The 26,352-nt window shown below is 59.0% G+C and carries 24 protein-coding genes; 1 reads left to right on the forward strand and 23 read right to left on the reverse strand.

What is annotated here, in order from left to right; all coding sequences use genetic code 11:
- Positions 1 to 48: 48 nt before the first annotated feature.
- The 22 genes from ACURWW_RS05570 to ACURWW_RS05675 form a co-directional block, all read right to left on the reverse strand.
- Positions 49 to 1,188, reverse strand: a complete 1,140-nt coding sequence (locus tag ACURWW_RS05570) for a patatin-like phospholipase family protein (RefSeq protein WP_445616031.1) — start codon at positions 1,186 to 1,188, stop codon at positions 49 to 51.
- Between the two features lie 33 nt (positions 1,189 to 1,221).
- Positions 1,222 to 2,847, reverse strand: a complete 1,626-nt coding sequence (locus tag ACURWW_RS05575) for an AMP-binding protein (protein WP_445616030.1) — start codon at positions 2,845 to 2,847, stop codon at positions 1,222 to 1,224.
- Positions 2,848 to 2,982: 135 nt separating this feature from the next.
- The gene (locus ACURWW_RS05580; RefSeq protein ID WP_458618443.1) at positions 2,983 to 3,195 is read right to left on the reverse strand and encodes a hypothetical protein; all 213 of its coding nucleotides are present in this window, start codon (positions 3,193 to 3,195) and stop codon (positions 2,983 to 2,985) included.
- Positions 3,196 to 3,303: 108 nt separating this feature from the next.
- Complete coding sequence (locus tag ACURWW_RS05585) at positions 3,304 to 3,729, reverse strand: hypothetical protein (protein ID WP_445616028.1); 426 nt, start codon at positions 3,727 to 3,729, stop codon at positions 3,304 to 3,306.
- Positions 3,730 to 3,751: 22 nt separating this feature from the next.
- The gene (locus ACURWW_RS05590; protein WP_445616027.1) at positions 3,752 to 4,360 is read right to left on the reverse strand and encodes a transglycosylase SLT domain-containing protein; all 609 of its coding nucleotides are present in this window, start codon (positions 4,358 to 4,360) and stop codon (positions 3,752 to 3,754) included.
- A 39-nt stretch (positions 4,361 to 4,399) separates the two neighbouring features.
- Complete coding sequence (ligA, locus tag ACURWW_RS05595) at positions 4,400 to 6,457, reverse strand: NAD-dependent DNA ligase LigA (RefSeq protein WP_445616026.1); 2,058 nt, start codon at positions 6,455 to 6,457, stop codon at positions 4,400 to 4,402.
- Between the two features lie 15 nt (positions 6,458 to 6,472).
- On the reverse strand, positions 6,473 to 7,447 hold the full coding sequence (zipA, locus tag ACURWW_RS05600) for a cell division protein ZipA (RefSeq protein WP_445616025.1): 975 nt from the start codon (positions 7,445 to 7,447) through the stop codon (positions 6,473 to 6,475).
- 157 nt (positions 7,448 to 7,604) lie between these two features.
- The gene (gene smc, locus ACURWW_RS05605) at positions 7,605 to 11,114 is read right to left on the reverse strand and encodes a chromosome segregation protein SMC (RefSeq protein WP_445616024.1); all 3,510 of its coding nucleotides are present in this window, start codon (positions 11,112 to 11,114) and stop codon (positions 7,605 to 7,607) included.
- Between the two features lie 195 nt (positions 11,115 to 11,309).
- Positions 11,310 to 12,605, reverse strand: a complete 1,296-nt coding sequence (gene ccmI, locus ACURWW_RS05610) for a c-type cytochrome biogenesis protein CcmI (protein WP_445616023.1) — start codon at positions 12,603 to 12,605, stop codon at positions 11,310 to 11,312.
- A gap of 74 nt (positions 12,606 to 12,679) precedes the next feature.
- Positions 12,680 to 13,090, reverse strand: a complete 411-nt coding sequence (locus ACURWW_RS05615; protein ID WP_445616022.1) for a cytochrome c-type biogenesis protein — start codon at positions 13,088 to 13,090, stop codon at positions 12,680 to 12,682.
- Between the two features lie 2 nt (positions 13,091 to 13,092).
- Entirely contained in the window at positions 13,093 to 13,626 is a 534-nt protein-coding gene (locus tag ACURWW_RS05620; RefSeq protein ID WP_445616021.1) for a DsbE family thiol:disulfide interchange protein, read from the reverse strand.
- Positions 13,626 to 15,635 (reverse strand): heme lyase CcmF/NrfE family subunit, encoded by a 2,010-nt coding sequence (locus ACURWW_RS05625; RefSeq protein ID WP_445616020.1) that lies wholly within the window; start codon positions 15,633 to 15,635, stop codon positions 13,626 to 13,628. Before ACURWW_RS05625 ends, ACURWW_RS05620 begins: the two co-directional genes overlap by 1 nt.
- Positions 15,625 to 16,089: a cytochrome c maturation protein CcmE gene (locus ACURWW_RS05630; protein ID WP_445616019.1), complete on the reverse strand. Its 465-nt coding sequence runs from the start codon at positions 16,087 to 16,089 to the stop codon at positions 15,625 to 15,627. Before ACURWW_RS05630 ends, ACURWW_RS05625 begins: the two co-directional genes overlap by 11 nt.
- Before the next feature lie 2 nt (positions 16,090 to 16,091).
- The gene (ccmD, locus tag ACURWW_RS05635) at positions 16,092 to 16,307 is read right to left on the reverse strand and encodes a heme exporter protein CcmD (RefSeq protein WP_445616018.1); all 216 of its coding nucleotides are present in this window, start codon (positions 16,305 to 16,307) and stop codon (positions 16,092 to 16,094) included.
- A 25-nt stretch (positions 16,308 to 16,332) separates the two neighbouring features.
- Positions 16,333 to 17,076: a heme ABC transporter permease CcmC gene (gene ccmC / locus ACURWW_RS05640; protein ID WP_445616017.1), complete on the reverse strand. Its 744-nt coding sequence runs from the start codon at positions 17,074 to 17,076 to the stop codon at positions 16,333 to 16,335.
- 12 nt (positions 17,077 to 17,088) lie between these two features.
- Positions 17,089 to 17,802 (reverse strand): heme exporter protein CcmB, encoded by a 714-nt coding sequence (ccmB, locus tag ACURWW_RS05645; protein ID WP_445616016.1) that lies wholly within the window; start codon positions 17,800 to 17,802, stop codon positions 17,089 to 17,091.
- Positions 17,802 to 18,449, reverse strand: a complete 648-nt coding sequence (ccmA, locus tag ACURWW_RS05650; RefSeq protein ID WP_445616015.1) for a cytochrome c biogenesis heme-transporting ATPase CcmA — start codon at positions 18,447 to 18,449, stop codon at positions 17,802 to 17,804. Before ccmA ends, ccmB begins: the two co-directional genes overlap by 1 nt.
- Before the next feature lie 331 nt (positions 18,450 to 18,780).
- Entirely contained in the window at positions 18,781 to 20,286 is a 1,506-nt protein-coding gene (locus ACURWW_RS05655) for a sodium:solute symporter family protein (protein ID WP_445616014.1), read from the reverse strand.
- Positions 20,287 to 20,477: 191 nt separating this feature from the next.
- On the reverse strand, positions 20,478 to 21,716 hold the full coding sequence (locus tag ACURWW_RS05660) for an ABC transporter permease (protein WP_445616013.1): 1,239 nt from the start codon (positions 21,714 to 21,716) through the stop codon (positions 20,478 to 20,480).
- Positions 21,716 to 22,507, reverse strand: a complete 792-nt coding sequence (locus ACURWW_RS05665; RefSeq protein ID WP_445616012.1) for an ABC transporter ATP-binding protein — start codon at positions 22,505 to 22,507, stop codon at positions 21,716 to 21,718. The genes ACURWW_RS05660 and ACURWW_RS05665 overlap by 1 nt, the downstream gene beginning before the upstream one ends.
- A 3-nt stretch (positions 22,508 to 22,510) precedes the next feature.
- Entirely contained in the window at positions 22,511 to 23,710 is a 1,200-nt protein-coding gene (locus ACURWW_RS05670) for an efflux RND transporter periplasmic adaptor subunit (protein ID WP_445616011.1), read from the reverse strand.
- Between the two features lie 72 nt (positions 23,711 to 23,782).
- Positions 23,783 to 24,094 (reverse strand): Rieske (2Fe-2S) protein, encoded by a 312-nt coding sequence (locus ACURWW_RS05675; protein WP_445616010.1) that lies wholly within the window; start codon positions 24,092 to 24,094, stop codon positions 23,783 to 23,785.
- Positions 24,095 to 24,252: 158 nt separating this feature from the next.
- Between ACURWW_RS05675 and pabB the strand changes: the two genes are divergently transcribed.
- Positions 24,253 to 25,644: an aminodeoxychorismate synthase component I gene (gene pabB / locus ACURWW_RS05680; RefSeq protein WP_445616009.1), complete on the forward strand. Its 1,392-nt coding sequence runs from the start codon at positions 24,253 to 24,255 to the stop codon at positions 25,642 to 25,644.
- Positions 25,645 to 25,715: 71 nt separating this feature from the next.
- Here the strand turns inward: pabB and thrH are convergent, their stop codons facing one another.
- Complete coding sequence (thrH, locus tag ACURWW_RS05685; RefSeq protein WP_445616008.1) at positions 25,716 to 26,333, reverse strand: bifunctional phosphoserine phosphatase/homoserine phosphotransferase ThrH; 618 nt, start codon at positions 26,331 to 26,333, stop codon at positions 25,716 to 25,718.
- Between the last annotated feature and the right edge of the window lie 19 nt (positions 26,334 to 26,352).

Genomic DNA, 26,352 nt, shown 5'->3' on the forward strand with positions numbered 1-26,352 from the left:
TTCGATTTAAATTGAACAGAGTTATTCGGCCGAAAGCTTACGGGCCATCTAAACGCGGAAAAACTCCTGGATTGCGTCCTTCTCCCACATGGCGTCCTGATAACCCAGTTCCATGAGCTCATCGCAGAAAGGCTTGGCGAAAAGGAGATAACTGGCTGCTGCAGATCCGCCGCCCCGTGCGGTCGCCCCGGTTGCGCCGAGGAAAAAGCGCATGCTCTTGGGGAGGTAGCGAATCTTGCGTCCGGCAATCTTGTCCAACTCCTTGGATGGCGAGATAACCAGGGTCTTCACTGGCCGGAGCCTCACGCCCGAGTCGGTATAGACGTCCCCCTCGATTTTTTCCAGAAGCATGTTGATGCGCTCCAGATGCTCGATGTCCCCTTCGAGACTATCGATGAACGCGCTGTTGAACATATGGCCAATGATCTGTCCCATGGACGGTGAGCGCCGGGCACGGACCCTGCGCCTCTGCCAATGGGCGGGGTTGCGGTTACTGCTCACCCCAATAACGAAGACCGAGTCCGCACCCAGGTGCAACGCGGGGCTGATGGGAGCAAGCTGCCGCATGGCGCCGTCGCCGAAGTACTCCCGATTGATCTTGACGGTGGGGAAAATCGTGGGAATGGCCGAAGACGCCAGCAGATGATCGATGGTCAGCTCCGAGGCGACCCCGACCCGCCGATGCCGTCGCCAGCCCTGCAGGTTCGGCCGACCCTGAAAGAAGCTCACGGTCTCGCCAGAGCTGTAACCCATGGCGGTGACGGCGACCGCTTCCAGGTCCCCTGCTTCGATCCCTTTCTGGATATTCGCAAAGCGAATGGTTTCCAGAAGAAATTCCCGGAGGGGCTCATTGTCCAGCAGGGAAATGGGACGTTCCCGCCCCGCCCCCTGATTGAACAGAGACCCGCCAAGCTCTGCAAGACTGCGGCCCAGCTCCAGCCAACCGGTCTTGAAGATCCGTTCGATGGCGATGTTGCCCCAGATGCTGTACAGATCGGCAACCGCCTCGCGGAAACTACCGCTATGGGTCGACAACGCCAGGGCGTTGATGGCCCCGGCGGAAGTGCCGCATATGATGGGGAAAGGGTTGTGAGCCGATGCAGGGAGAATGTCCTTCACTGCGGAGAGCACACCCACCTGATAAGCTGCACGGGCTCCACCACCCGAAAGAATGAGTGCGTTCTTCATAAGGACATCTGATCAGCCGGAAGCCGATATTCGTTATGCTTGTTTTTTCTGATCGGCTTCTTTCAACTCGCGACGCAGGATTTTTCCAACCGGCGACTTGGGCAAGCTGTCAACGAACTCCACGATTTTCGGAACCTTGTAGGCCGTCATGTTCTTTTTGGCGAAAGCCCGGACATCGTCCACCGTAAGATTCAGATCCTTGCATACTACGAAGGCCTTTACCACCTCACCGCTGTGTTCGTCGGGAACACCAATGGCCCCCGCTTCGAGGATGCCCGGATGCTCGGAGAGAATGTCTTCCACTTCGTTGGGATATACGTTGAAACCGGAGACCAGAATCATGTCCTTCTTCCGATCAACGATTCGCAGGTATCCATCGTCCTGGACCATGGCCATGTCGCCGGTCTTGAACCAACCGTCTTCGCTGAGCACCTTGGCCGTTTCTTCAGGCCGATTCCAGTAACCTTTCATGACCTGGGGACCGCGCACGCACAGCTCGCCGACCTCGCCTGTGGGGAGCGTCTCTCCCTTTTCGTCGATGACCTTGAGCTCTGTCTCAGCCACCGGCGTACCCACCGTACCCTGCTGAATCCCGCCTGGCGGATTGGCGGAGACCACGGGTGAGGTCTCGGTAAGACCATAGCCTTCTCCGGGTACCACACCGGTCACCTCAGTCCACAAACGCGCGGTATCCTTGGTGAGAGCCATACCGCCGGAGCTGGTGAACTGCAACGAGCTCAAGTCCAGCTTGCGGAATCCCTCGTGCTGACACAAGGCATTGAACAGCGTATTCAGCCCCACGAAACCGTAGATGGTTTCACCCTTCAGGGCCTTTACGAACGAGTCGAGGTCACGCGGATTGGGGATCAGCAGGTTGTGATTGCCGGCGCTGAAAATAGACATGCAGTGCACGGTAAAGGCGTAGATATGGTACAGGGGCAGCGGCGCCACCCAGGTGACATTTTCCCCTTCGCGCATGATGTCCTTGAGGTGCTCGGACAGCTGTTCCTTATTGGCTACGAGGTTCGCATTGGTGAGCATCGCGCCCTTGGCAACGCCAGTGGTGCCCCCGGTGTACTGAAGAACCGCAAGATCCTCAGGGCGACGGTTCACGGGCTGGAAAAGCCCGGCGTCCGTTTTCAGCGCACTGTTCAGTGGAACCTGGTTCGGGAAGGAAAACGACGGCACGCCCTTTTGAACGTATTTAACAACGCTGTTGATCAACAGCCGCTTCAGGGGAGGATGGAGATCGGCGATTTCGGTAACAATCACCTGTTCCACCTCCGTATCCGCTACCACGCTTGCTGCGGCAGCCGCCACGTTGGCAAGCACCACCAGCGCTTTCGCGCCAGAGTCCTTGAGCTGGTGCTGAACTTCGCGGGCGGTATACAAAGGGTTGGTGTTAACCACCACCATCCCCGCGCGCAGAGCGCCCCACAGCACCACCGGATACTGAAGGACGTTGGGCAGTTGAATGGCTATCCGATCACCAGGCTCAAGACTCGTCTCGTTCTGCAGGTAGGCTGCGAATCGGGCGCTGAGCTGGTCCAGGTCCGCGAAGCTGAGCGTGTGGCCCAGACAAGTGAAGGCGCGGTTATTCTGATATTTCTTGACGCTCTCGTTGAACACATCCACCACAGTGGCGTTATCACCCAGCATTTGCCTCTCCACTTCTCTCTGGTTCCCAGTCACCGGCTCTCAAGAGCGGCGCTGGTATCCTTGTATTATGGTTATGGATCGCTTCCGATCCGGTTTTAGCAGGCGGTTGCAATCAGCTTGCGTTACAACAGCCTGTCAGTCTTCCTCTTCATCGTCCCTGTTTTCGTCTTTTTCCCTGCGGCTCTGCAGCGCGCGCAACCCCAGGGCTGCGATAAAAGCGGCAAGCATCAGAGCGCCGATCAGTACAAACACCGCCAGCAGCTCGCCGATAATCCGCTCGGACCCGATGTCCAGGCTGCTCATGGCCAGCCCGATAAACGCTACGCCACCCAGGATCAGCGTAGCCATTACAATGTATCGAACCGCTTTGTTGCCGAACATATGACTTCCAGTTGCGGAGGTGTTCAGAGCCCGGGCCTGGAGCCCGGCCTTCGAATAGGATTCCAGATCCTGACCCTACATTCCGATAACGTTTTCCCGGCTCCATTCACATTGCACCTGAATGTCGCAGGCGCCGGGGGTATGGGAATCGGACAACGACGTCCAGTGAAAGGTGTGGATGCCGCTGAGTTCCGTTTCCAGATGCACCGTGGCCGAAACCCAGTACATCCTGCGCAACAAGGACTCGAACGTGGCAATCCATTGATCCCACTCGTACTCCACAGCCTTGTAGGATGCACCGAAATGCATGACCTGCGTCTGATAACGCCCGGCGCCCCCTTCCAGACGCGGAATGGAAAACATTTCCTGACTGAGAAAGGGCCACTCCTCCCCGCTGGGAAGTGAAAGCATGGCGTCCCGATTCACCCGCCGCCGCTCAACTTCTGTGTAGTGGTAGGCCACATCCTTGATGCAGCCGTACACAATGGATTCCTGGTCCATGGTATTTCTCACCCCAACGTGCTCAAAAAGGCCACCATCCTGAATCCTCCAGTTCATCCCGGCAGCTGTCCAACTGCCGGGTGTAGCGAATGGAGCGGGCGGAGACCTTCTTTGCCACGGACTTCAACCAATCTTTGTTTCTGAACGACCGGCGCTCAAAACCACCGTGACCTTCGTGGTAGGCAAGGTACAGGTGGTAGGCATCGGTAGCGGCAATCCTGTTGCGTCGCCGGCTTTCCGCATTGTACCAGCCGATAAAATCGACCGCATCCGCAAAATCGTCACGGTCCGCCCAGCCGTTGCCGCTGGACGTTCTGTACCAGTCCCAGGTGCTGTCCTTCGCTTGTGGATAACCGTAGGCGGAGCTCAGGCGTGGCCCCGGAAAGATCCAGAGAAAACGCCGGCGTGGCGGCTTGGCTTTGGCGTGAAAACGAGACTCCTGATGAATGAACGCCATGGTCACCGGAATCGGTGTGCCCCACCGCCCCTGCGCTTTTTTTGCGGCCTTGTACCAGCCGCTCTTTTCTTCAAAGATGTGGCAGACGTTGTCCATGGCCTTGGGAGGCGAGGTCGCACAGCCCGAGATCAGAACGAAGGCAAGGCTCACCAGCAGGCATCTTGTAACACGCACACGCACGATTCATCCCCATGTCAATAACGGAATACCGGCTTATTTTTTTGCTGCCGCCGCCGGATCGTCCAGAAGAGCCAGAAACTCAGCCTCGTCTATTATAGTGATCCCGAGTTCCTGGGCCTTGGTGAGTTTCGAGCCGGCGCCCGGCCCGGCTATCACTGCATCTGTTTTTTTGGAGACGCTACCGGACACCTTGGCTCCAAGGTCCTGAAGACGTTCCTTTGCTTCGTCCCGCGACATGCTTTCCAGCGTGCCGGTGATCACGTAGGTCCGACCTGCCAGCGGTTCCGGTTGGGCACCGGGCTCCGAGTCGGACTCTTCCCAGTGCAGGCCTGCGGCCTGCAACGAAGCGATGACTTCGCGGTTCTCTTCCTGCTGGAAGAACTCTTCCACGAAGTGAGCCACAACCGGTCCCACATCCTTCACCTGTTGCAGGCGCTCCTGATCAGCGTCCATCAAAGCCTGCAGATTACCAAATTCGCGCGCCAGATTCCGTGCTGTTGTCTCACCCACCTCACGGATGCCCAGCGCGTACAGGAAGCGGGCGAGCGTTGTGGCCTTGCTCGACTCAATGGCCCCGATCAAGTTCTCCGCGGATTTTTTGCCCATCCGCTCCAGTCGCTCCAATGTCTCGGCGTCCAGTCGATAGACATCAGCCACTGAGCGCAGTAGTTGGTGGTCCACCAGTTGCTCGATCAGTTTGTCGCCAAGCCCGTCGATATCCATGGCCTTGCGGGAGGCGAAATGGCGGATGGCCTCCTTGCGCTGAGCCTCGCAAATCAGGCCGCCCGTACAGCGTGCAACCGCCTCGCCGGGGACGGACTCCACCGGCGAGCCACAAACCGGGCACTCGTGAGGGAAGCTGATCTCCTGTGTATCATCTGGCCGTTCGGACTTGACCACCGAGACAATCTGCGGAATCACATCGCCGGCGCGGCGAACGATGACCGTGTCGCCAATGCGAACACCAAGCCGATTGATTTCGTCCTGGTTGTGCAGGGTGGCATTGGAGACCGTCACACCACCGACGAACACCGGTTCCAGGCGCGCCACCGGCGTCACGGCGCCGGTACGCCCCACCTGGAACTCCACATTCAGCAGGCGCGTCATTTCCTCCTGGGCGGGAAACTTGCGGGCGATAGCCCAGCGCGGCGCGCGCGAAACAAAACCGAGCTCGCGTTGCAGATCGATTCTGTTGATCTTGTAGACGATTCCGTCGATGTCGTACTCGAGCGCGCTGCGGTCCTTTTCCAGTTTCAGGTAGTAGTCGAGACAACCTGCCAGGTTTTTGACCACGGCAATCCTGTCGCTGATCTTCAAGCCCCAGCGGTTCACTGCCGCCAGGATGTCGCTGTGCCGGTCCGGTAAAGTACCCTCTTCCACCTGCCCCACACCATAGGCGCAGAACTCAAGGCGGCGACTGGCGGTGATTCGCGGATCGAGCTGTCGCAAACTTCCGGCGGCCGCATTGCGAGGATTTACAAATGTTTTTTGCCCGGCTTCCCGCGCTGCTTCGTTCAACCTGTTGAAACTGCCCTTGGGCATATACACTTCGCCGCGAACTTCTAGGACCTTCGGGTAGCCGCTTCCGCGCAGCCGCAGGGGAATCGACGCAACGGTCCGAACGTTCTGCGTAATGTTTTCCCCCGTCTGCCCATCGCCACGGGTAGCGCCGCGCACCAGGATGCCGTCCTCGTACATCAGACTGATGGCGATTCCGTCGAGCTTTGGCTCGCAGGCATACTCGATGTCCGCACCGGTTTTCAGGCGCTCGCCAACACGGCGATTGAAATCCGCAAGTTCCTGGTCGGAGAAAGCGTTATCCAGGGACAGCATGGGCACTTCGTGGCGCACCGGCTCGAAGCCCGTGGCCGGAGCTGCCCCTACCCGCTGGGTGGGAGAGTCGGGAGAAACAAGCTGGGGATGCTCCGCTTCAAGTGCGTTCAGCTCATTCATCAGACGGTCGTATTCGGCGTCGGGAACGTCCGGCTGATCAAGCACGTAATAGCGGTAATTGTGGTCGTTCAGTTGCTCGCGAAGCTGCGCAGCACGCTGAACGATTTCTGGACTGATGGAAGACGCTCTATCGCTCAACGGCGGCCTCGCGGATCAATGGGGTGCTTTGGAAAGCTGTTTGCGCTCGAATTCCTTGATGCGGCTCCGATAGTGTTCCACCGTTTGCGCGGTCATGACACTGCGGTTTTCATCTTTCATTTCACCGCCCAGATCCGAGGCAATCGCCCTGGCGGTGGTGAGCATCCGTTCGAATGCCTGGCTGCTGTCCGCTTCCACTGGAAGGGCCAGAAAGAGGCTCACACCCGGCGTGCTGAATTCCCGCATGGTGGCCAGGTCGAAGGTGCCGGGCACAACGATATTGGCCATGCTGTAGAGCACGGCCTTGCCCTGGTGGTGGTGAAAAATGTTCATGCTGCCGAACCGCATTCCGCAATCGAGCACCGTCTCCAGCAGCAAATCGCCGCGAAAGTGCTCGCCCTTCGGTGCCATCACGTTGATGACCAGCACCTCGTCCGGCTCCCGGTAGTCGTCGCCTTCGGCGTCTGTTTCCTCAAGGGGTTCGATCCGGTCATTGGTGTCGCCCGCGCCCATGGCAGACGTGTCCGCCTCCAGATCGTCGTATGAAGCCGGGCTTTCAATGGGCTCAAGGTCAGGCTCGCTCAAGCGCGGCTCAATACGTCGCTCCGGCGTCGACTCGGCCGCTTGGGTTGCGTCAGCGGCAGATGCTGCCTCCTCCTCGATGGATTCAACCTCCATCAGAGTCGGAACGTGTTCATCAAGGTTCAAGGCAACCTGCTCTGGAATGCGCGCAGGCGGTCGCTGCGTCTCCCGATTCTGTCGGAGCTGTTCGTGGAGCTGGCGCGCATCATCGGGCTTGCGAACCTTGGCCACACGGGCTCCCCCGTTGGGGAGTTCACTGCCGTAGGTTTGCGCGTTTTCCCTGGCACGGCGCTGCGCTTTTGAGGGCATTCGCAACCCGGATTGCCGCGCCTGGCGCGCTCGCCGCACGCCGTCCAGAATGACCGCCAGAATCAGTAGGGCAACAATTACGGTTAACCATTCACGCATGATACTTTTCCAAGAGACCTTTCCTTTGCCACCTGTCATTCCCCGGTTCCGGTCCACTGCTTCGGGTACTTGCAGCCGACCGGACCGATCACCTCATCTTTCGAACATCCAGATGTTCGAACTGCGGTGGAGAGTTGCGAACGCGAGCACTTGCTGCTCAGGCAGAAGCCAGTTCCGCCGCCTCATCCACGTCTACCGTCACCAGCCGCGACACGCCTGGTTCGTGCATGGTAACACCCATCAACTGGTGGGCGATTTCCATGGGAATCTTGTTGTGTGTGATAAAGATAAACTGCACTGAGTCGGCCATATCCGCGACCAGTTGCGCATAGCGGCCGACGTTGACGTCATCGAGCGGCGCATCCACCTCGTCGAGCATGCAGAACGGCGCCGGGTTGAGACGGAATATCGAGAACACCAGAGCGATGGCTGTAAGGGCTTTCTCACCGCCCGACAGGAGATGAATTGTACTGTTTCGCTTGCCGGGCGGACGCGCCATAATGGCGATACCGGTATCCAGCAAGTCGTCGCCAGTCAGCTCCAGGTATGCGCTGCCGCCACCGAAAACTTTTGGAAACAGTTCCTGCAGCCCCGAGTTGACCTGCTCGAAGGTTTCCTTGAAGCGGTTGCGAGTCTCGTTGTCGATCTTGCGAATGGCTTCCTGCAGGGTTTCCAGGGCTTGCTGCAGGTCTTCGTTCTGAGCGTCCAGGTAGGTTTTGCGCTCCTGTTCCACCTTGTATTCATCGATGGCCGCCAGGTTGATCGGTCCGAGCCGGGAAACGCGATTGGCAATGCGCTCCAGTTCCTCGCCGATAGCATCCACAGTCAGGCTCGGATCCAGTGCCTCAAGAACCTGCTCCAGCTCGTATTCCTCTTCCGTCAATTTCTGTTCAGCGTTCTGGCGCTGCACGTGGAAGGTCTGGGCTTCGATCCGGGCCTTTTCCAGCACCTCGCGTACTGATTGCAGGTCCTGCTCAATGTTGGCGCGGGCCTGTTCGGACTCGCGCAACTCATGGTCCACCGCTTCCATTGCGTGTCGGGCTTCGGTCAGCTCACTTTCAACCGCCAGCCGTCGCTCCAGCAGCTCCGCTAATTCCAGCTTGTTCGCCTCGAGCGGCTCAATGAGTTCTTCGATGCTGGTCTGGAGCATTTCCCTCCGTTCGAGCAAACGCTGGGACTGTTGCTCCAGACGTTCGATGCCCTGACGGGTGGACTGCAGCTGGGTTTGCACGGATTGGAACCGCATGGCCAGCTCGTGGGCGCGATCCTTGTCGTGCCGGGCCTTTTGCCGTGCCTTGTCCAGGGTTTCGCGGAACTGATCGCGCTGGCTCATCAGCCGCTCGCGCTCCACGTTGTTTTCTTCCATCGCTTCGATGGCTTCGGCCAGCAGATGTCGGGCTTCCGCCAGATGCTCGCCTTCCAGCTTCATTTGTTCGTCGGCTTCGCGAATCTCCGCGGCCGCACGCTGGTGACGGTTGTGAGATTCCTCAATGCGGACCTTTTTCGCCGATAGCGCGGACTGCTGCTCGCTGATCTTGCGATTCTCCGCTTCAATAGTCTGGCGCAGCTGGCTCTGCTGGGCTTCGACCGACTTCAGCTCCTCCCGCAGATTTTCGCTCTCGCCTTCCAGGCCAGCAATGGTGTCCTCGGCCCGGGCGATTCGTTCTTCCAGAACTTCCAGCTCCTGCTGGCGCTCGAGAATGCCCGCTGTGGCGTCCTTGCCCTTGGCCACGCGCAACCAGCTGGCGCCAAGCCAGATACCCTCGCGGGTCACCACGGATTCGCCGGCCTGCAAACGCTCGCGAAGCTGCAACGCGCCGTTGAGATCTTCGGCCAGATAAACCCCTGAAAGCAGATCTTCGAGGTTCTGCGGGCAGGTGATCTTGTCCAGCAGGCGCGGCCCCTTGTCGTGGGGAGCGGCCGCAGGACTGGCCTGGGCGTCCAGCAGAACCAGGCTGCCCTGCTGCAATTCACCCAGAACGCCCGCGAGCGGATCCAGGCCATCGATGCAAACAGCTTGCAGGGACTCGCCAAGCACAGTTTCCACGGCCGTATCCCAACCGTCCTGAACCTGAATTCGCTCGGCGAGACGGGGATTTCCGGCAACGCCCTGCTGCTCCAGCCAACGGCTCACATCCTTGCTGGTTTCAGCCATTGCGGCCTGTTGCAAGGCTTCGAGGGATGCATGGCGGCCACGCATCTGTTGCAGTTCGCTCCGCTCCCTGTTGAGCTGGTCCTGGTTCTGCTGACTCCGTTCGCGAATGGTTTCAATGCGCTCGTTGAGGCCGTCCAGCTCTTCGCGCTTTCCGGCCACAATCAACTCCAGAGCGGCGATGTCTTCCTGCAACTCGGCGATGTTCTCGTCGTCGTTGTTGTCCGCCAGCTCGGCCTGCTCGTTACGCAGTTTTTCGACGCGCTCCAGCAAACGTACCTGAACCTGTTCTATATGTTGAATACGCGATTGCTGGACTTCGGCGTCCTGCTGTGGCTTGGCGGCTCGCTGGTTGAATGTGTCCCACTCGCTCTGCCAGCCCTGCATTGCGCTCTCAGCTGCCAGCAGCTCTTCAGTCGAGACGGACTCGGTGTCCTTGACGGCTTCCAGCTCTGGTTCCAATTCCAGCAGTTCCGCCTGCCAGTCTTCAGACTTCTGGCGGTCTGAAAGAAGGTTTTCCTCCGCTTCGCGCAACTCCCGCTGGCTGTTATCCAGATCGATGCGAAGCTGCTGGCTGCGTTCTTCCGCGTGATGGATGCTTTGTTCGACCCGCGCGATATCCGAACCAGCGGCGTAGTAACGGCCCTGGACTTCGTTGAATTTATCATTGAGCTCCGTGTGCTGAGTACGCAGCTTTTCGATACCCGTGTTGCGGCTCACGCGATCGGTCACCAGGGACTCGATCTTCAACTCCAACTCAGTAATCCGGGTCTTGTTGGTCTGGGCCTTTTGGTCCAGTGCCCTGATCCGCAGAGCGAGCTCCTGGGCCTTGAGCCAGCGCTCTTCCTTCTTGAGTTCGGAATACTTCTCCGCGGCTTTGGACTGGCGCTCCAGGCGGCCGAGCTGACGCTCCAGCTCCTCGCGAATATCGGTCAGGCGCTCGAGGTTCTCAAGGGTTCGATGGATGCGATTCTCCGTATCGCGTCGGCGCTCCTTGTACTTGGAGATCCCGGCGGCTTCCTCGATGGTGGTGCGCAATTCATCCGGCTTGGCCTCGATCAGATTGGAGATCATGCCCTGCTCGATGATGGCGTAACTGCGCGGCCCGAGGCCGGTCCCGAGGAACAGGTCGGTAATGTCCCGGCGGCGGCACTTGCTGCCGTTGAGGAAGTAGGTGTTCTGGGCGTCCCGGGTTACCTTCCGCTTGACGGAAATTTCTGCGAAGCTGGCGTATTCTCCGACGATGGTGCCGTCGCTGTTGTCGAAAATCAGCTCGATGGACGCCTGGCCCACGGGCTTGCGCCCCCCGGAACCATTGAAAATAACGTCCGTCATGGATTCGCCGCGCAGGTGCTTGGCGGACGACTCACCCATCACCCAGCGCACCGCGTCGATAATGTTGGACTTGCCGCAGCCGTTGGGGCCGACAATTGCGCAAAGATTGCTCGGAAACGCGACCGTAGTGGGGTCAACAAATGACTTGAACCCGGCCAGCTTAATGGATTTTAGCCGCATAGAACTGCTTTCACTTGTATTCGTAAGTACTTGACGTAGGGATAATTTTTAAAGTTCTGACAAGGCTGGGTCGGGACATGAATGGATCTACATCCCGCAACGGGATGGCGCCCCCTTACTTCCTTGAAAGGGGGGAATTTTACACACATGACTGGGCTATTACACGCTAATTAGCCCCTCGGTGAGTCGGGGCTCTCAGGGGATTTGCGAGTCAATTTGCAGCTTGATGGTCTCACCGGCGGCCTGGGAATCCACGGGGCCGAAGCTGGCCTGCCAATCCCCTGACTGGGCCTCCGCCGAGCCTGAAGATGAAATACGCGCCACAATCTCCAACTGGGGGAAGCGGCTCATGTTCATCCCCTCGATCATGCTCATGGAGTCATTGAGCTCCAGGGTGGTGGGCAGATCGCTGACACGAATTTGCTGCATGGCAAGCGGCATCCGGGCGCCCTGCCAGGCCCGCGCGTAAACAAAGACCCGATCCCCCGGTTTCGCCTGCACCTGCTCACCCAACGCCAGCTCCACCTGGATCGATGCGCCATCGCCAGCGGTGTCGGCCGGCTGCTCCCCCTCCCTGGAATCGGCCACGGGCGCGTCCTCGCCCAGCTGGCCCCTGGCCTGGGCAATTGCCCGCTGCCAGGTCTGGTAGCGTGGGTCGCTGGACTCCAGCACCTGCATGCCCCGCTCCCAGTAATCAATGGCCAGCTCGAATTTACCCGACTGGTAGGCGCCGATACCCGCAAAGCCCAGGAGTTCACTGTTCTGGGGGTCCATTTCAAGGGCCCGATCGAACACCTGCTGCACCTCGGATGTAAAACGGTTACCCGCTGCCATGAACAGCACCTGGGCCATCTCCCCCACCACCCGCGGTGAATTGGGCTGACGTTCCAGTATGTACTGATAGGCGGTCAGGGCCTCACCCAGCTCGCCCATCTCGACGGCGGTACGGGCCAGCAGAAACCGGTTGTTGAGATTGTCCGGTTGCTCTTCCAGACGCGCCTGAAGTTTTGTGTGAAGCTCGCTGTTAATTGCCTCCAGCGTCCTCGCGTCCGCGCCCCGTTGCTGCTGGCGCACCAGCTCATCGTTCAGGCGCTGGATTTCCCAGTCGTCCGCTGCCCCCATGCTCTGATACAGGAAAAAGGAAACCGCCGGGAGCAGCACAGCAGTCGCCACCACGACCCACCACCCCTTGCGGAACTGACGGTGTGAGATCGTTGCCGCATCGAGAGCGTTGTCCTGCTCGTGCTGGCTGTCCAGTTCCTGCTTCAGTTTGTCGAACTGGCCGGCGGTAATCTCGTCAGCGGCTCTTTGGCGTTCCAGCTCTTCCAGTTGCTCAGCATACAGCGCATCGTTGAATGCTTTGCGCTGAGCGAAATCGCCTGCTTCGTCGCCATCGGTTTCATGGCGGCGTCCGCCCAATACCGGCCAGGCTACAAAAACTGCGGCCAGCAGCGCGAGAGCTGCGAACCACCATTCAAAACCCATCATCATTCGTTATCCGTCTGTACCCGCCAGAAGCGAGCAGAAATTGAGAATCAGCAAAAACGGAAATTTGTTTATCCGCACTATTCGATTTCCGGCGGTTGCCGCTTGTAGAGAACCCAGCCGAACACGCCGAGGCCCACAAAGATCAAGGCGGCAGGGCCGAGCCAGAGCAGGTAGGTGTTGGCTTGAAATTTGGGCTTGTAGAGCACGAAGTCCCCGTAACGGCTCACCATGAAGTCCACCACCTCTTCGTCGGTTTTCCCCTGCTGAATGAGGTTATGGAGTTCCCGTTTCAGGTCCTGGGAAATCATGGAGTCAGAACCGGCCAGGTTCTGACTCTGGCATTTCGGGCAACGCAGTTCGTAGGTGAAACGCTTGAAGCGTTCCCGTTGCTCCTCCGTATCAAACTCGTATACATCGGTCGCCGCAAACGTTGCCCCCGCCAGACCGAGGAGCAAAGTGAAAACAACTGTAGCAATGGAAGGACGCATGTTCAGGACTTGTTCAGTTGGTCGATGATCGGCTGAAAATCGTTCTGCCAGACCCGCTCGTCCAGCACACTCGTCTTGCGCTGCAGGACGGTACCGTTTTTGTCGATCAGGAAGGTTTCAGGGTATCCGTACACACCAAGATCCAGCCCCAGCTTTCCGTCCGGGTCGAAGATGCTGAAAACATAGGGGTCGCCCCGCTGTTCCAACCACTCCTGAGCCAGGTTGAGCTCATCCCGGGCATTGACCCCGTAGATGGCAATCCCCTGCTCCGCCAGATGAACCAGGAACGGATGCTCCTGTCGACAGGGGCCGCACCAGGTGGCCCACACATTGATCAGCGCAAACTCGTGTCCTTTGAGATCATCCTGGGTAACCTGCCGTTGTGGATCGGTCACCGTGGTCATGCGGAACTCGGGCACCGGACGCCCCTCCAGGGCCGACGGCAATTCCGAGGGATCCGTTCCCAATCCTCGCCAGAACAGCGCGGCCAGACCCGCAAAAACAATCAGAGGAATAAACAGCTTCAATCTTTGCATCAGCCTGCCTGCCCCGCTGTTACCTGAGCCGACGCGGTTCGCCGCCGGGTTCGCACCTTGTCCGCCACCTTCGCGTGTCGGTAGCGCTTGTCAAACAACGCCATCAATCCGCCCGCGGCCATGAGGGTAATGCCCATCCACAACCAGGCAATGAAGGGCTTCACGTACACCGTCACCACCCAGCCACCGGCAGCCTTGGGCTCCGTGGCCTCCCCGAGCGAAACGTAAAGATCCCGCCACAGGTTGCCCTGAATCGCCGCTTCTGTGGTCACCATGGCACCCGACATGTAAAAGCGCTTTTCGGGATGCAGAGTGGCCAGCAGTTTGTCGCCCTTGCTCACTGTGATTTCCCCTTCCTGGGCGAAATAGTTGGGACCACGCACCTCCTGAACGCCGGAAAAACCCCACTGGTAGCCAAAGAGCTCCTTACTGCTGCCCGGCACAAGAATGAGGTTGCGCTCTTCGGAGTAAACCGAAGTCAGGCCCGCGCCCAACGCAAGCACAGCCACCCCGATGTGGGCGACGACCATGCTGTAATAGCTCATCTTCAGTTGCCGCAAGCCCTTCCACAGGTTTGGCGCATTGCGCGTTTGCCGCAGGACGGCCGCTGCCGTGCTGGTAACGATCCACAAGACTACAAACAGCGTTACCGCGCCGCCAAACCGATATTCGTCGCTATATAAAAAGGGAAATACCAACGCGATTACAAGGCTGATGAGAACGGGCAGCTTGAGGTATTTCCTGTAAACCTCCATAGAGGTCTGCTTCCATTGCGACAGGGCACTGGCCCCCATCAGCAGGCAGATTGGCACAACGAGCAGGACCCAGAAGAAATTGAAATACGGCGCGCCCACCGACACCTTGCCCCAGCCAAAACCATCGGAAATCATCGGGTAGATGGTCCCCAGAAATACCGTGGCCATGAGGATGGTCAGCAGGATGTTGTTGGCGAGCATGAAGCTCTCCCGCGAGGAAAGACGGAAGGCGGAAAGACTGGCCACGTTGGGCGCCTTCAGGGCGTACAGCAGTAGAGAGAAAAAGGCCACCACTCCCATGTATAGCAACAGGAACGCGCCCCGCTCCGGATCGTTGGCGAAGGCGTGCACCGAATTCACCACCCCGGAACGGGTGATAAAGGTTCCCAGGAGGATCAGGCAGAAGGTCGCAATAGCCAGCAATATGGTCCAGGTCTTGAAAAGCCCACGCTTTTCCGTAACCGCCAGCGAGTGCACCAGCGCCGTTGCGGTCAGCCAGGGAATCAGCGAGTTGTTCTCGGTCGGATCCCAGCCCCACCAGAAGCCCCAGCCCAGTTCGTAATAGGCCCACCAGCTTCCGAGGCCGATACCCAGCGTGAGAAAGCCCCAGGAAACATTGGTCCAGGGGCGGGACCAACGTGCCCAGGCGCTGTCCAGATGCCCGGACAGCAAGGCGGTGATAGCGAAGGCGAAGGCCACGGAAAAACCGCTATAGCCCAGGTACAGCATAGGCGGATGGACGATAAAACCGAAATCCTGCAGCAAGGGGTTGAGGTCGCTGCCCTCTGCGGGGCTGCCGGGCAGAATGCGTTCAAAGGGGTTGGAGGTGAATACCGTGAACAGCATGATCCCTACCACGGTCATGGCCATGATGGACAGCACCCGTGCATGGATCACCCGCGGCAGACTGCGGGCGAAGAAAGTCACCGCCAGCAGCCAGCCCGCCATCATCAGGATCCACAACAACAGCGACCCTTCATGGCCGCCCCAGGTGGCGGTCAGCTTGTAATGAAGGGGCAACAGGGTATTCGAGTTGCTGGCCACATAGGCCACGGAAAAGTCGTCGTGGGTGAAGGCCCAGACCAGGCAGAGGAAGGACACGAAGGCGAAAACGAACAGCCCCACGGCCATGGAGCGCCCCGACTGCATCAGCGCCAGATTATTCGTGTAGCTTCCCACCATGGGCAGCACCGCTGCCCCTATCGCGAGGCACAGGGACATGATGAGGGCGAAATGCCCGAGCTCAGGAACCATAGTCGAGCCCCTCGCAGGTTTTCGCATGATCCTGCGGATTCTGAAGATTGTCCGCCACTTCCGGGGGCATATAGGTCTCGTCGTGCTTGGCCAGAACTTGCGTCGCCACAAACACGCCCTCTCCGTTGAGTTTGCCCGTCAGGACCGCAGATTCCCCTTCCCCGAACAGATCGGGAAGAATCACATCCGTGGTCACCGACAGGTTGGCCGCACCATCTGTCACCACGAAGGTTTTGGTCATGCTGTTTTCCTGGCGTTGGATACTGCCCGGCAGCACACACCCCCCGGCCCGTATCTGTTTGTCCACCGGGGCTTGCCCGGCAACAATGGCCGACGGCGGGTAGAACAGATCGATGTTCTCACGCAACGCAAATCCGAACAGCGCAGCGGCCGCGCCGGCGAAAAACACGAGAAAGAGGACAAAGATGAGTCGTTGTTTTCGGACTGGATGCATAGCTAATTACCGCTGAGTGTGCTGGCTTCCCGCTGGCGAGCGGATGACAGCCGTTGTTCGATGCGTTTCTGCTGGCGAATGAATTGGCGGGTGCGAATACCGGGCGCCCAGGCCAGGTATAACATCAGGGCGAAGGTAATCGCATAACAAGCCCATACATAGGGCCCATGGTCCCCCATGAGGATAAACTCGCGCAGAGAGTCAAACTGAAAGTTCATGTTCTGGCACTTGCTTTACGTGAGCTCAACTGGCCGCCACCAGTTCTTTCACCCACTGGGTCCGGTGTTCCCGGTGGAGAATCTCCGCTCGCACCGTTTTCAAAAGTACGTAGGCATAAAAACAGTAAAAACCTGCGATCATCACCAGCAGCGGATACAGCATGGTTGGGTGCATGGATGAGCCGCCGCTCAGTTTGAGGGTTGCACCCTGATGCAAGCTGTTCCACCAGTATACCGAGCCGTAAATGATGGGGATATTAACGGTTCCGACAATCGCCAGAATGGCACTGAAGCGATCGGCCATCTGCTGATTCTGATAACTGGCCTGCAAGGCGATCACACCCAGATACAGGAAGAACAGCAGCAAGGTCGAGGCGATCCGCGGGTCGCGCCATTCAAACCACGTTCCCCAGGTCGGCTTGCCCCAGACCGCGCCGGTCAGCAGTGCCAGAAAGGTGAGCACTGCACCGATGGGTGCGGCGGACTTCATTACCATGTCCGCGAGTTTCATTTTCCAGATGAGACCGATGGCGCCACTTATGGCCATGATGTAGTAGCCGGCCATGGACAGGAAGGCCATGGGGATGTGAATGTAGATGATCCGGTAGGAATTTCCCTGAAAACGCTCAACAGGCGCAAAGGCCAGCCCCCAGATGGTGCCGACGGCAATCAGTGCCAGAGACAGCACACCGAGCCAGAAGGTCCAGCGACCTGTCTTCTCGTAGAACCAGCGCGGCGAACCCAGCCTGTGAAACCATTGCCAAGCCACTCGGGACTCCTGTTAATTATTGATACTGATCTTGATGGCGCCCGCCGTGGCGAGGGGCGCAAGTCCCATGGACAGCGCCATGAACGAACCCAGGATGGCGACCAGCCCTCCATAGGGCAGACCTGTAATCGCGTTGCTTACTGCCACCGTGCCAAATAATAGCACGGGGGTATAAAAGGGAATGATGATCAGGGAAATCAGCACGCCACCCCGCCGCAGCGACACCGTTAAACCCGCACCGATGGCGCCGATCATACTCAGGGACACTGTGCCGATGAGCAGGGTCAAAAACAAGGCCACAAACCCTTCGCCGGGCAGGGACATCCACAAGCCCAACAGGGGCGAAACCAGGGTCAGGGGCAAGCCCGTGACCAGCCAGTGCACCGCCACCTTGGTCAGCACCATCAAATAGAGCGGATGGGGGCTGACCACCAGTTGTTCGAGCGTACCGTCATCAAAGTCGCTGCGAAACAACCCATCCATAGACAACAAAGTGGCGAGAAGTGCCATCACCCAGATGATTCCCGGCGCCACCATACTCAACACTTCGGGCTCCGGGCTCACGCCCAAGGGGATCAGCATGCTGACCAGAAAAAAGAAGAGGACGGGGTTCAGCAATTCGCCCCGGTGCCGGTAAGCCAGGAGGAGATCGCGCCGGAACATGGCCCACAGCGCAGCGGAGGTACCGAGCGGCGCATTGGCCGCAACAGCTCGCCGGGCATCCATTACTGGACTCCCGCGAAGTCGAGCAGATTCAGCAATTTCACCTGCTCCATGCCAAGATCCTGATGGGTGGTCAGAATCAGTAAACCGCCGTTTTTCACATGCCGGGAGAATAGATCGCGCAATTTCGTGACTCCCTGGACGTCGATCGCAGTGAAAGGCTCATCCAGGATCCAGACCCGGGCGCCGCTCAAGTACAGGCGCGCCAGAGCCACCCGCCGATGCTGGCCTGCGGACAGCTGGTGGCTGGGCACATCCTCGTAGCCCGCCAGCCCCACTTCGGCAAGCGCCCACCCAATCGCTTCCCGCCCTGCTCCGCCACTCAAACCGCAATACCAGGCGAGATTCTCCTCGGGGGTCAGCGCCCGCTTTACACCGGGCAAATGCCCGATATAGAGGAGATTGCGATGGTAATCGAAGCGATTGCGGTGGAGCTCCGTTCCGCACCACTGCACCGAGCCTTCGAAATCCGAAGAGATACCCGTGAGAATTCGCAGCAAGGTGGTTTTCCCGCTGCCATTGGGCCCGTGGACCTGAAGGATCTCGCCGGACGAGACAGTCAGATCGAGGCCGCTGAACAGAATGCGACCATCCCGCTCACAGGCAAGATTTCGCAGTTCGAGCGCTTCGGTTTCGACCCGGCCCTCCATCAGCTATACACCACATTGCGTGTGGCCGGAATGAGGAGTGCCCGGCCGGTCATTGCTGCCCCCGACATTACGGACAAAGTCCCGTGGACGACGGAAGCAGAACCAGAACCGAAAATGCCCGGTCGGAAATTTACCCGTGGAATGCATGCCGGTGAAGTGCACGCTCGTGGGATGCTTGGGAGCTTCACATCAAAGACTCTTCGCGGCCGCTGGAACTGCGCGAAGTATACCGGAAGGCCTGTTCACATTCAGCAAAAACGGACCGGATCGACGGCCGGAGTTCAGCTCGAATGCAAGGAAAAACCCCGGCCATTAGCCGGGGTTGCGATTGTCAGAGGCTCTGGACGGCCGGTTCCGGTTCCGAGCGACCCGGACGATTCTTGATGGTTCGATAGAACTCGTCGGCCAGGGGGTCTTCCTGGGGCCGGGTGAATGCAGAAACCAGAGGCACCACAACCAGGGGAACGATGGTGGTGAAGTACGCGGGGATGTCCACCTCGAGATGCAGAATCGTCTGATTGATCACCCAGGAAATCAGGCCGAGGGCATAGCCACTGGCGATGCCCCAGAACACCCCCTGCTCCGTGGTTGAACGGACGTAGAAGATGTAGGCGATCGCAATGGCCGGCGGAACCACCATGGCGTAACCGAGCAACAGCCACTCCAGTACCGACGCCGTGCCGATGAAGTAGCCAAAGATGCAGGCAATGACCGCCGCCACCAGACCGTAGACAACCGCCGTGAGGCGATAGGCCCGCAGTTTCCGGACCGGTGAATAGTCGCTGGAGCCGGGAATCCAGTCGTTGACGAACATGGTCGCGCTGGCAAGCAGGATCGGGCCGCCCGAAGAAATCAGGGCAGCCAGTACCGCAGCCAGCGCGAGGCCGCCAATCACTGGCCCAACGTCGGTGGCGATCTTGGTTATGCTGGCATAGCTTCCGATACCCGCGTTTGCGCCGTACTTCGCCAGCGCCTCCACTCCAATGACGGCAGCGAGGAACGGCATGGCTGCGGCAATCAGACCCGCCAGCAAAAAGGCGGGCAACAGAGCGCTTTCAGTGCGCGCCGAGCTGGAGTAGTTCACGTAAACCGATGCGGCAGGTGTATGGATGGTGGCCGAAAAAAACATGGCAATGATCGGAAACCAGCCGAGACCCACGAAGCTCCACCAGTGCGCCGGCTCCTTGCCCGCGGCACTGAGCGCCGCGTCGGCTTTGTCCACTACGGAGGACCACCCGCCCATCTGGCTCGCGCCCATGTAACCGACAATGCCGAGACCGAACAGGATGACTCCACAGTGGATGATGTTTGTTGCGGCTGTTCCTTTCAGACCCGAAGAAGCGGTGGCAGAAATAATGACCGCCGCACCAATAAAGATACCCAGCCAGAGAGGAATTCCCGTGATATTACTGATGATGACACCAATGAGCAGCGGCTCGATGACGTTCACCACCAGGTACTCGGTCTGAACGCACAGGCTGGTCAACCACGACGACCGGGAGTTGCCAAAACGGCGGATGAAAAGCTCGCCGATGGTAGTCAGCTTCAAACGGCGATACGGCACCGCAAAGAAAAAACCCACCAGAGCCAATGCAAGGAATGTGGTGATGCCGTACCAGACGTTCCAGATACCGGTGTTCATCACGTCTCCGGCAACGCCGTAGGTTCCGGCCCCGCCAATTCGGGTACCGGCAATTCCTGCGGCGATCAGAAAAATGCCCATTCCCCCGCTACCGGTCGCCCAATCCGCGGAACTCTTGTTTCTTCGCGATAAGTAAATCCCCAATCCGGTTACGGCCGTCAGGTAGATAATGATGGTGATAGTCGACGTATTCATGTAATGCCTTTACCGAGAATTTATTGGGATCTGCTTAACGGGGCAGCCCATTTATGAGGGCTCTGACCAGCGGGCCATTGTATAGACCTCCCTGCGGATTGTTAAGCAATTGGTTGCGCGCAGGGAACGCTCCGAGAAAATGCAAGGAAAGGTAAAGTTTTTTGCGAAATTTGCAAACTTCGTCGCCACACTTATTCAAAGTGCAGCGCCTCGATGGGATTCATTCGGGACGCTTTTCGCGCAGGATAATAGCCAAAGAAAATCCCGACCACCCCCGAAAACAAGACACTGACAAACATCACGGAAGGCTGAATCACAATGGGCCAGCCGGACCAGCTCGCGGCCACCGCCGAGACCAGCAGCGAAACACCGATTCCAATCAGTCCGCCCATTACGCACAGGGTAATGGCTTCCACGAGAAACTGCCGCATGATGTCCCGCTCCCGTGCACCCACCGCGAGCCGCAAACCAATCTCCCGGGTTCGCTCGGTTACCGAGACAAGCATGATGTTCATGATTCCGATTCCCCCGACCAGGAGGGAAACCGAAGCAATCGCCGCCAGCAGTGTGTTGAAAATGCTGCGGGTTTCCGCGCGCGCTTCCATGGCTTCGGTGATATTGCGCACCCGAAACGGATTGTTGCCCGGAGTTGCGGGAACTCGATGACGTGCCCCAAGCAGGTAGCGGATGTCATCTTCCACTTGTTCCATAAGAGCGCCGCGTTGAACCGTGATCGTGATTTGCCGAATGCTCTCGGGGTTGGCACGGTTGGTGTTGCCCACTATTCGATTCAACACGGTTTTTACGGGTAGCATCACCAGGTCGTCCTGATCCCGACCCCAACCGTTTTCTCCTTTCGCTTTGAGCGTTCCCACCACGCGCACGGGAATCCTGTTGATGCGTACGGTCTGACCAATGGCGTCTTCCGCACCGAACAGTTCGTTTTTGATCGTCTGCCCGATGAGGGCCACCTTGGCTCCGGTTTCGATCTCCCGGGTAAAAAATTCCCGCCCTTCATCGAGACTCCAGTTTCCGGTAATCAGGCTGTCTTCGTTGACTCCTTCAATCTCGGTGGGCCAGTTCATGTTGCCATGGATCACCTGGGCGCGGCCGGATACGCGTGGACTGGCTGCTTCGATTTCGGGAATGTTTTCCTTCAGATAAATCACATCGCCCAGAGCCAACGATGGTGCGGTTTCGGAACCCAGAGTGACGCCGCCGCGCCGACCCGCGTTGGCGGTCACGGTCAGCAGGTTCGCACCGATTGCATTGATCCGCTCATCCACCTCCTGTTGCGCACCGGCGCCGACGCCCACCATGGTAATTACCGCAGCCACCCCGATGATGATCCCGAGCATGGTCAGAACACTGCGCAAAAGATTGATGCGCAACGCGTTGAACGCAACTTGAAAACAGGTAAGCAGATCCATCAGGTTTCCATTGCACTGAATGAGCGCGCCGCGACGCGCATGTCGCGCGGCGCGGGATTGATCTTGTCTTCCTGCAGTCGCCCATCCCGAAAGTGCAGTTGCCGTCCTGCGGCTTCGGCGACCTCCGGCTCATGGGTGACCAGCACGATGGTAATGCCTTGCGCATTCAACTTCTGGAACAGAGCCATGACTTCGATACTGGTGCGTGTATCCAGGGCGCCGGTCGGTTCGTCGGCCAGAATAATGACGGGCTCGTTCACAAGTGCACGGGCGATAGCCACCCGTTGCTGCTGGCCACCGGACAATTGTGCCGGGTGATGATCGCTGCGGTTGGCAAGCCCGACGCTTTCCAGGCACATCATGGCGCGCGCCCGATGTTGCGCCCTGGGCGTGGGAGTATAGAGCAAGGGCAGAATAACGTTGTCCAGTGCCGTGGTACGGGCCAAAAGGTTGAACTGCTGAAAAACAAAGCCGATTTTTTCGCTGCGAATTTTCGCCAGCCGGTCCCGGCTCATGGCACTGACATCCCGGCCTTCCAGAAACAACTGCCCTCCGCTGGGGCTGTCAAGACAGCCCATCAGGTTCATGCACGTGGATTTGCCCGATCCGGAAGGGCCAAGTACCGCAACAAACTCACCGCGTCGAACGGAAAAGTTGGCGTCGCGCAGGGCGTGCACATTCTGGCCTCCCATGACGTAGCGCTTGCTGAGGTTTCGGCAGACAATGATGTCCTCGGCTGCGGCGGCGTGAGTCGTGTTCGCTGGCTCCAACTCCGTGGTGGTTATCTCCATCGGTTACTCCATCGCTCTGCGAGTTGCCCGCACCACCACCACAGCGCCTTCAAGGTGATCCCCGTCCACAACCTCCGCGAACTCGTCGCCTTCCAGACCGACCCGGACGCCATGTGGCTCCAGTTCACCCGTCGCGGTCATCACCCACAATTCGCCGGCCGGCGCAACGGGAGCTCGCCCGCCGCGTTTCCTCGCGCCCTCTCCGGGCGGCTTGAATCGAAGTGCGGTGTTGGGAACCCGAAGGACCTGCGCCTTGTGCCCCGTGGTCACATCCACAGTGGCAGTCATTCCGGGCAGCAGTCGATTGTCCGGATTGTCGGCGCTGATGATCACCGTGTAGGTCACCACATTCTGCTCGAGGTTCGCCGCCTTTCGAACCTGTCGGACCACGCCCTCAAAAATCTGGCCGGGAAAAGCTTCCACAGTGAAGCTTGCGTTCTGCCCCGGCCGGACCTTCCCTATGTCCGCTTCGTCCACGCTGGCTTCCACCTGCATTTCGCGCATGTCCTGGGCGAGGGTAAAGAGCACCGGGGCGGACATGCTGGCGGCAACGGTCTGCCCCACTTCAATGGCGCGATTGATGACGATGCCGTCCACCGGTGAACGAATGGTGCAGCGCTCCAGATCAATTTGCGCCTGGAACAGGGACGCTTCCGCCTGGGTGACGGACGCTCGTGCATTGGCCACCTGTGCCTGGGCGATGGTCACTTGGGCATCCGCCGCCGTGAGCGCCGTTCTCAGTCGGTCAATTTCGACCTCCGAAATCAAACCCGACGAGCCCAGGCCTTGCTGCCGCTCCAGCAGGCGCCGCGCCTCGGCGCGATCGGCTTCCGCGCGGGCCAGGTTGGCCCGTTGCTGCAGGACATTGGCTTTGGCGATTTCCAGTTGCGCTTCGCTCTGTCGGACCCGGCCTTCATAACTGCGAGGGTCGATCTCTGCCAGCAGATCCCCCTCTTTCACTTCGGAATTGAAGTCCACAAAGATTCTCGCGATCTGCCCGGAGATCTGGGACCCCACTTCCACAGTGCCCACGGCCCGCACGGTCCCTGTGGTCACCACACGGTTGACGATCTCGCCGCGATCCACGGTCGCTGTGTTGTACTGAATGCGTCCTTCCGCCCGCTCGGCGGGCACAAGATAGAACCCCGCGGTAACCGCGAGCACGGCGACTATGCCGCCCTTGACGAGCTTCGAGTAATTCACTGATTGATGCGTCCTGATGCAGGTTTATTGTCGGAATTTGTTCTGCGCACGGCAATCCGCACCTACTCGTCATCAGAGGTAGATGCCGATCTGGTTACCTTCATAAGCTACAGGAAAGTGCTGCAATCGGCCTCCCCCCTCGAATGCCGCCCGCGCCGGCCGGCCGGAGTGCAGATTGTATTCGAAGCCGTGCAGGGGGCAGCGAATCACGCCGTCCTGGATGCGCGCGTGAGTCAGCGGCGCATTCATGTGCGGGCACTGATTGGCGACGATGTAGGCCCGCCCATCGGTCTGAATCAGCAACAAGGGCTGGCCGTCCACCACAAAGGCTCTCTGATAGCCTTCATGCAGTCGATGTAGATAGTCCAGTGGGTGAAACCTCATCTCGATATCCTGACAAAATCAATGTCCTGCAGTTTCGGGGGCCGATAAGAGTACTCGAATCTCACCGCCATGAGTCAAACGGCTACAGGCGGATGCACGGGCCGGCGGATGCCTTTACAATCCGCCTCCTTCCAGGACAGCCCAGCCGGAAAGTTTTCATGGCGCTCAGGATCCAGCATATTCCCTATTTCCCGGACAGCTCCCGGTATTTTCGGGCCATCCGGCATTTGCCGCGACCCGTGTGGCTGGACAGTGGTCGCCCGCAGGGGCATTTTGGCCGATACGACATTCTGGCCGCCGGCCCCCGTGTCCAGATGACCACTCGCGGCGATGAAACGCTCATTGCGCGGGGCTCCCGCGTGACCCGATCAAGTGCAAACCCGTTTGATATCGTCGACGAGGTCCTGGCGGAATTCAGGTGCGATGAAGCTGCCGGCCTGCCGTTTTGCGGCGGAGCCCTCGGCTACTTCGGATACAACCTGCGACAGCACGTGGAACCGTCCCACCTGGATACGGGGCGGGACGTGGGTCTCCCGGATATGGCGGTCGGCTGCTACGACTGGGCCTTGCTCCAGGACCACCTGCGCCGGGAATCCTTTATGGTCGCCCTCCCCGGCCACCGTTCGGCGGACTTCGATGATCTGGTCCGTCGTTTCAGAGCGGCGGCCGTTCCGACGGAGGACTCACCGAATCACGACCTGCGGGGCCAATTCCGGGTCGGAAAGCTCACCAGCAATTTCGACCTGCGCAGCTATCGGGAGCGGCTCGCGCGGATACTGGCCTATATCCGGGCCGGCGACTGTTACCAGGTGAATCTCGCCCAGCGCTTCAGTGGCGCCTTCGAGGGGGACCCCCTTGCCGCTTACTGCCATTTGCGCAGCCTGCTTCCCGCTCCCTACGGGGCCTTTCTGGAACTCGATGAAGGCGCCGTGCTGAGCCACTCGCCGGAAACGTTTTTAGCGGTGCGGGAGGGCCATGTAGAAACCCGCCCCATCAAGGGAACGGCTCCACGCAGCACCGATTCACACACGGACCGGCAAAACGCCCAACAACTGCTCGACAGCATAAAGGACCGAGCTGAAAACCTCATGATCGTCGACCTGTTGCGCAACGACCTGGGGAAAACGTGCGAAATCGGCAGTGTGCGGGTACCGGAGCTCTTCGCCCTGGAGAGTTACGCGAACGTCCACCACCTGGTCAGCACTGTTACCGGGCGCCTGGAGCCGGATTGCAGCCCGGTTCAATTGCTGAAGGGTTGCTTCCCGGGAGGCTCTATCACCGGAGCGCCCAAAATCCGCGCGATGGAGATCATCGCGGAGCTCGAGCAATGCGACCGCTCAGTCTATTGTGGAAGTATCGGATACCTGAGCGCCAACGGCAACATGGACACCAACATTGCCATTCGCAGCCTGGCGTGCAGCGGTGGAAAAATTCACTGCTGGGGTGGAGGGGGAATCGTCGCCGACTCCCAGGCAGACGCCGAGTATGCGGAATCCCTCGCGAAGGTCCGGGTGCTACTGGAAGGTCTGACCGGCAGAACATTCCCGTAGCACCCGAGTTTTAGTTTTCCTTTATTTATCAACAATTTACCTAGACGCAACCGCGCATCTCCGGAGACTGATCAGAGACTCAGGTCCCGATTGCTTGCCTTGATAAACTCGCGCTTCAGATCATCATAGCTGTGAACTGCGGGGAACTGCGGAAACTCCTGAATCACGTTATCGGGTGCCTTGAAGAGGATGCCCGCATCGGCTTCACTCAGCATGGTCGTGTCGTTGTAGGAGTCGCCTGCGGCGATAATGCGGTAGTAAAGGCTTTTGAGCGCCAGAACGCTCTGCCGTTTCGGGTCCTTCTGCCGGAGGGTATAGCCCGCCACTTTGCCGCCACGGTCGATCTCCAGTCGGTGACAAAACAGCGTCGGCCACCCCAACTGACGCATCAGCGGTTGTGAGAATTCGTAAAATGTGTCGGAGAGGATGATGACCTGGAAGCGTTCCCGCAGCCAGTCCACAAACTCCCTGGCGCCATCCAGCGGAGTAAGCTCGGCGATCACACCTTGGATCTCTTCGATCCCCAGTTTGTGCTCTTCGAGGGTGCGCAACCGCTGCTTCATCAGCACATCGTAATCGGGAATATCGCGCGTCGTCGCCCGGAGCTCATCGATGCCGGTGTGCTCGGCGAAGGCAATCCAAATCTCGGGGATCAGCACCCCTTCTAAATCCAAACACGCTAATTCCACGATCAACCTCACGAACTGG

Source organism: Gilvimarinus sp. F26214L (assembly GCF_054401055.1).

Bases quoted from the DNA above. Each gene is read 5' to 3' on its own strand.
- ACURWW_RS05570 (WP_445616031.1), bottom strand. From the start codon at position 1,188: ATGAAGAACGCACTCATTCTTTCGGGTGGTGGAGCCCGTGCAGCTTAT.
- ACURWW_RS05575 (WP_445616030.1), bottom strand. From the start codon at position 2,847: ATGCTGGGTGATAACGCCACTGTGGTGGATGTGTTCAACGAGAGCGTC.
- ACURWW_RS05580 (WP_458618443.1), bottom strand. From the start codon at position 3,195: ATGGCTACGCTGATCCTGGGTGGCGTAGCGTTTATCGGGCTGGCCATG.
- ACURWW_RS05585 (WP_445616028.1), bottom strand. From the start codon at position 3,729: ATGGACCAGGAATCCATTGTGTACGGCTGCATCAAGGATGTGGCCTAC.
- zipA (WP_445616025.1), bottom strand. From the start codon at position 7,447: ATGCGTGAATGGTTAACCGTAATTGTTGCCCTACTGATTCTGGCGGTC.
- smc (WP_445616024.1), bottom strand. From the start codon at position 11,114: ATGCGGCTAAAATCCATTAAGCTGGCCGGGTTCAAGTCATTTGTTGAC.
- ccmI (WP_445616023.1), bottom strand. From the start codon at position 12,605: ATGATGATGGGTTTTGAATGGTGGTTCGCAGCTCTCGCGCTGCTGGCC.
- ACURWW_RS05615 (WP_445616022.1), bottom strand. From the start codon at position 13,090: ATGCGTCCTTCCATTGCTACAGTTGTTTTCACTTTGCTCCTCGGTCTG.
- ACURWW_RS05620 (WP_445616021.1), bottom strand. From the start codon at position 13,626: ATGCAAAGATTGAAGCTGTTTATTCCTCTGATTGTTTTTGCGGGTCTG.
- ACURWW_RS05625 (WP_445616020.1), bottom strand. From the start codon at position 15,635: ATGGTTCCTGAGCTCGGGCATTTCGCCCTCATCATGTCCCTGTGCCTC.
- ACURWW_RS05630 (WP_445616019.1), bottom strand. From the start codon at position 16,089: ATGCATCCAGTCCGAAAACAACGACTCATCTTTGTCCTCTTTCTCGTG.
- ccmD (WP_445616018.1), bottom strand. From the start codon at position 16,307: ATGAACTTTCAGTTTGACTCTCTGCGCGAGTTTATCCTCATGGGGGAC.
- ccmB (WP_445616016.1), bottom strand. From the start codon at position 17,802: ATGGATGCCCGGCGAGCTGTTGCGGCCAATGCGCCGCTCGGTACCTCC.
- ccmA (WP_445616015.1), bottom strand. From the start codon at position 18,449: ATGGAGGGCCGGGTCGAAACCGAAGCGCTCGAACTGCGAAATCTTGCC.
- ACURWW_RS05655 (WP_445616014.1), bottom strand. From the start codon at position 20,286: ATGAATACGTCGACTATCACCATCATTATCTACCTGACGGCCGTAACC.
- ACURWW_RS05660 (WP_445616013.1), bottom strand. From the start codon at position 21,716: ATGGATCTGCTTACCTGTTTTCAAGTTGCGTTCAACGCGTTGCGCATC.
- ACURWW_RS05665 (WP_445616012.1), bottom strand. From the start codon at position 22,507: ATGGAGATAACCACCACGGAGTTGGAGCCAGCGAACACGACTCACGCC.
- ACURWW_RS05675 (WP_445616010.1), bottom strand. From the start codon at position 24,094: ATGAGGTTTCACCCACTGGACTATCTACATCGACTGCATGAAGGCTAT.
- pabB (WP_445616009.1), top strand. From the start codon at position 24,253: ATGGCGCTCAGGATCCAGCATATTCCCTATTTCCCGGACAGCTCCCGG.